Source organism: Paraclostridium sp. MRS3W1, assembly GCF_032465715.1.
GTDB lineage: Bacteria > Bacillota > Clostridia > Peptostreptococcales > Peptostreptococcaceae > Paraclostridium > Paraclostridium dentum.
This window is the reverse complement of sequence record NZ_JAWDJM010000178.1, coordinates 1-2,277: the sequence shown is the minus strand read 5'-3', so window position 1 is coordinate 2,277 and position 2,277 is coordinate 1. Positions and strand designations below refer to the sequence as shown.

At 24.8% G+C, this 2,277-nt stretch carries 2 protein-coding genes; both read right to left on the bottom strand.

Annotation, left to right across the window (positions count from 1 at the left end):
• Nucleotides 1-1,085: dynamin family protein (locus RWY47_RS15255; RefSeq protein WP_316030364.1), on the bottom strand; the 1,085-nt coding region annotated here is incomplete at its 3' end.
• A 160-nt stretch (nucleotides 1,086-1,245) separates the two neighbouring features.
• The gene (locus tag RWY47_RS15250; RefSeq protein WP_021429490.1) at nucleotides 1,246-2,130 is read right to left on the bottom strand and encodes a sigma-70 family RNA polymerase sigma factor; all 885 of its coding nucleotides are present in this window, start codon (nucleotides 2,128-2,130) and stop codon (nucleotides 1,246-1,248) included.
• Between the last annotated feature and the right edge of the window lie 147 nt (nucleotides 2,131-2,277).

Below are 2,277 nucleotides of genomic sequence, written 5' to 3'. Positions count from 1 at the left end.
CTTTTATAAATATTGATTAGTTTTTTTAAATATTCTCCACTAATTTTTAAATGCATATGCTTTGACTTAATTTGCATTTTTTCTGAATTTATTTTAAAATTGCTATCTATACTATTTCTTAGTTCTTCTATATTGCTTAAATTGATAAGTTTCTTATCATTGCTTATATATCCATCAATTGCTTCTTTTGAAGATACAAAAACTATATCTACAAAATAGTTTTTATATAAATTTTTGACCTCTTCCTTAACTTTTGATAAATCATTGTCTTTATTTCTTATCTCATCGACTTTGTTCACTGCACAAATTATATTATTATAACCATCGCTTAATATATAATTTTCATTCAATTCAACTATCATATCATTACTTGATTTTGAAACTATATTCTTTGCATCTAAAACCCAGATTATGCCATCTGCTCTTTTATAATAATCAACCATTCGTTCTTTGGTATTTTTTAGTAAATTTTGATTTAAGCCAGGAGTATCTACTATAATAAAATCATTTAAAACTCCGCTTTTGTTTATATAATGTTTTACCTCTACAATATCATATTTATATAAATACTTTTCTTCTAAAGACTTTTTACACTCCTTTAAATCATAAATACTTAAATCATTATGCTTTTTTATTTTTTCAAATTTGTCTTTTATAACTTTTTTTGAGTTCTTAACTTTTTCTTCTTCTGCTTCTAAAATTGATAGTCCTTCATTATAATCATAGGATTTTGTTTCATATCCACTGACAATATCCATTTTTTTATAATTAGATGATGTTAATATATCTAATCTCCAGGTATTAGGAATATCTTTTGTCTTTAATTTATTATCTTTTATCAAGGAGTTTATTAGAGTTGATTTACCATATTTTCCAGGACCCATAACAAATAATAAAAATGGTTCTTTAAGTTCAATTATACTTTTAGAAATTGTATTTATTTCTTTTTCAATTTCAGCTATAAGCTTATACGTTTTACTTGACTCTAAAAAAGATTGTATCTTCATATTTTTTAGATTATCTTTAATAATTTGAATATCCGAATGAATTTCCATATAAACTTTTTCTCTATTTGAATAATACATAGAATCAATCCTTGAAATAAGTTTTTTATATACTTTACATTATATTAATATATATCCTATTAATATGACTTACTTTCTAAAACTAATTTAATTAAGCATAAAAAAGCTATGCAAACATTTAAATAACGTTTACATAGCTTTTAAAATAAATAGATATATTTTAATAAAAATGCTTTAATTGCTTTAATCTACTTGGATGTCTTAACTTTCTTATAGCCTTAGCTTCTATTTGTCTTATTCTTTCTCTAGTAACTCCAAATACCTTTCCTATTTCCTCTAATGTCTTAGGTATATCATCATCTAATCCAAATCTCATTCTAAGTACTCTTTGTTCTTGTTCGCTTAGTCCAGTTAATAGTTCTTCGATTTTCTCTCTTAGATTATGTTGTTCTACTTCATGCATAACTACATCTCCAAAATATGCATCTGAAGGTATAAACTCAACTAAACTACTATCTTCATCTTCTTTTATAGGTGTATCCAATGAAACTATGTTTTTATCTCTTTTAAGTAAATCTATTATTTTCTCTACTTCTATCTCACATGCTACGGCTAACTCTTCTATTTTAGGTTCTCTTTGTAACTCTAGTGATAATTCCTGTTTTTTTCTTTTCACAAAGTTAATTCTTTGATGAAGATGAACAGGTATTCTAATAGTATTCTCACAATCATCTATGTATCTAGTTATACTTTGTTTTATCCACCATGTAGCATAAGTACTAAATTTATATCCTTTTTTATAATCATACTTTTCTACAGCTTTTATAAGTCCTATATTTCCTGCTTGAATTAAATCAAGCATATCGATATTTTCTTTTCTATATTTTTTAGCAATACTAACAACTAATCTGTAATTTGCATTGATAAATTCTTCCTTAGCTCCTATAAATGACTCATCTATTTTTTTAGCTAATTCAACTTCCTCTACCGCAGACAACATTTTGTACTCTTCAATTTCTTTTAAGTACATTTTCATAGCATTTGATGAATTTGATGAATCACTGTAAATGTAATTTTCATAAGTATGTTCTCTTTTAGCCCCCATAATCTACCCCTTCTATCTCTAATAATTTGTTAATCAAATTTAAAAAGTGTCTGTAGTTTCATCCTCATGTTAATAGTATGTAAACTTTTCTAAAAAAATACTTTTTAGTTGTCAACAAATTCCTATATCTATTATTCTACACTTACA

Excerpts from the sequence above, each read along its gene's own strand:
- RWY47_RS15250 (WP_021429490.1), bottom strand. The coding sequence starts at position 2,130 with ATGGGGGCTAAAAGAGAACATACTTATGAAAATTACATTTACAGTGAT.